The organism is Mesorhizobium sp. M7A.F.Ca.CA.002.05.1.1 (assembly GCF_003998335.1).
In the GTDB taxonomy this organism is placed as follows: domain Bacteria; phylum Pseudomonadota; class Alphaproteobacteria; order Rhizobiales; family Rhizobiaceae; genus Mesorhizobium.
This window is the reverse complement of sequence record NZ_RZQI01000949.1, coordinates 1-2,233: the sequence shown is the minus strand read 5'-3', so window position 1 is coordinate 2,233 and position 2,233 is coordinate 1. Positions and strand designations below refer to the sequence as shown.

Genomic DNA, 2,233 nt, shown 5'->3' with positions numbered 1-2,233 from the left:
GGCTGTAGATCATGTCGAGGTGGCGCTTGTTGACCGGCACATCGACCGGCTCGCACACCGTGCCACCCGAATGGTGGATCGACTGCGCCATATAGGCGAGCTTCACGAAATTCTGGAAATCCTCGATCGTCGCGTAACGCCTGACGCCATCGAGGTCACGCACGAAGGGCGGACCGTAGACCGGCGCGAAAACGGTGGCATTGCCGCCGATCTGCACCGAACGCTCGGAATTGCGGGCGTGCTGGGTGTAGACGGACGGCGCGGTCTTGAGCAGCGAACGGCACAGCCCCTTCGGAAAGTGCACGCGCTCGCCCTTGACGTCGGCGCCGGCCTCTTTCCACAGTTGCAACGCCTCCGCGTCGTCGCGGAAGATGATGCCGATCTCCTCGAGCACCGTATCGGTGTTCTTCTCGATCAGCGCCAGGCCTTCCTCGTCCAGCACCTCATAAACGTTGATCTTGCGCTTGATGTAGGTGAGCTGCGTGCCCGGGCCACCGCCTGAACGTGCTGCCCGCCGGGCTGCTGCCCCGCCACTGGCGCCACGCCCACGTCGCGCGTTTGACGCTTCCTGATCGACTGCCGCGTGTTCGCTCATGGTGGTTCTTCCCTGAAACTGTTCTTGTCTGGAATCCATAGCGGCTGCCTCGCCGCTTCTTGCCAGATCGTAGCCATGCACCCTATTCGAAACGGCCCGCCAGCGCCAACGCCTGTCGCAAAATCGACAAGAATTCCAAGAGAGTTACGGTCGCTTTCCTTTTGCGGGAAGTCGCAAATCAGCTATGGATACATGCCCTCAGCGGGTTAGGTATGAACGCGAAGATGTGTGCCTTGCGACATGGTCGCGATGCCGGCAGGAGCTCGATACAAATGTCCGACGACGAGATCATCCTTTCCGAACTTTCCGACGACGAGTTGGTGCAGCAGATGCACGACGATCTCTATGACGGGCTGAAGGAAGAGATCGAGGAAGGCACCAACATCCTGCTCGAGCGCGGCTGGGTGCCCTACAAGGTGCTGACGGAAGCGCTGGTCGAAGGCATGCGCATCGTCGGCGAGGATTTTCGCGACGGCATCCTGTTCGTTCCCGAAGTGCTGCTGTCGGCCAATGCGATGAAGGCCGGCATGTTCATCCTGCGTCCGCTGCTCGCCGCCACCGGCGCGCCGAAGCAGGGCAAGATGGTCATCGGCACCGTCAAGGGCGACATCCACGACATCGGCAAGAACCTCGTCGGCATGATGATGGAAGGTGCTGGTTTCGACGTCATCGATCTCGGCATCAACAATGCGGTCGAGAAATATCTCGATGCGATCGAACAGCACCAGCCCGACATCATCGGCATGTCGGCACTGCTGACCACGACCATGCCCTATATGAAGGTCGTCATCGACACGATGAAGGAAAAGGGCATCCGCGACGATTATGTCGTGCTGGTCGGCGGCGCGCCGCTGAACGAGGAATTCGGCAAGGCCGTCGGCGCCGATGCCTATTGCCGCGACGCGGCAGTGGCGGTCGAGACCGCCAAGGACTTCATGAAGCGCAAGCACAATGTGCGCGCTTCGGCCTGATTGGTCATTTCGGCCGGACAACAGGAAGCCGCGCCTTGCAGCGCGGCTTTTTTGTTCCCAGATGAAGAAGTACGGGCGCGGATCAGGGATTGTTGACGGTGTCCTCGACCGCATTGGCGGTTGATTTGACGTCCTTGCCGACGCCTCGGACGGTGTTCGCACAAGCCGTGAGGGCCAGGGCGCAGGTCAAGATGGCAATTGGCGTGATGCGTAGCAGTTTCATGGACGGTGTCTCCCTCAATAGATAAATTAGCGCTACAGCAACGAAGGCCGGCTCGACGGGTTCCATGGCCAAGACGCAAAAAACGAAACCGAATCAAGACGACAAGCTGCTCGTTATCGCCTGTGGGATGATTGCGCGCGAAATTCTGGCCGTCAAGGAACAGCTCGGACTGGATCACCTCGACCTGACCTGCCTGCCGGCAGAATTCCATTTCTATCCGGACCGCATCGCCCCGGCCATGGACAAGGCAATCGAAAAGGCCAAGGCCGAAGGCTACAGCAACATCTTCGTCGGCTATGCCGACTGCGGCACCGGCGGCCTGCTCGACCGCATCTGCGAGAAGCACGGCGTCGAGCGCATGGCGGGCCCGCACTGCTTTGCCTTCTATCAAGGCATGGAGGCCTATGCGAAAGTCGCCGACGACGACATGATGTCCTTCTACAT

Annotated in this window: 4 protein-coding genes; 2 read left to right on the top strand and 2 right to left on the bottom strand. The window is 60.0% G+C overall.

Going from position 1 to position 2,233, the window contains the following annotated elements:
- A partial coding sequence (locus EN939_RS30970; protein WP_206528383.1) for a trimethylamine methyltransferase family protein occupies positions 1–595 on the bottom strand: 595 nt, incomplete at its 3' end.
- 272 nt (positions 596–867) lie between these two features.
- On the opposite strand from EN939_RS30970, the gene EN939_RS30965 reads away from it, so the two are divergent.
- Positions 868–1,566 (top strand): corrinoid protein, encoded by a 699-nt coding sequence (locus EN939_RS30965; RefSeq protein ID WP_027029468.1) that lies wholly within the window; start codon positions 868–870, stop codon positions 1,564–1,566.
- An 82-nt stretch (positions 1,567–1,648) separates the two neighbouring features.
- Here EN939_RS30965 and EN939_RS30960 read toward each other — a convergent pair whose 3' ends face one another.
- Complete coding sequence (locus tag EN939_RS30960; protein WP_023812312.1) at positions 1,649–1,789, bottom strand: entericidin A/B family lipoprotein; 141 nt, start codon at positions 1,787–1,789, stop codon at positions 1,649–1,651.
- Between the two features lie 64 nt (positions 1,790–1,853).
- Here EN939_RS30960 and EN939_RS30955 point away from each other — a divergent pair.
- Positions 1,854–2,233, top strand: a 380-nt coding sequence (locus EN939_RS30955; protein WP_127271429.1) for a DUF1638 domain-containing protein, incomplete at its 3' end; no start/stop codon positions are given.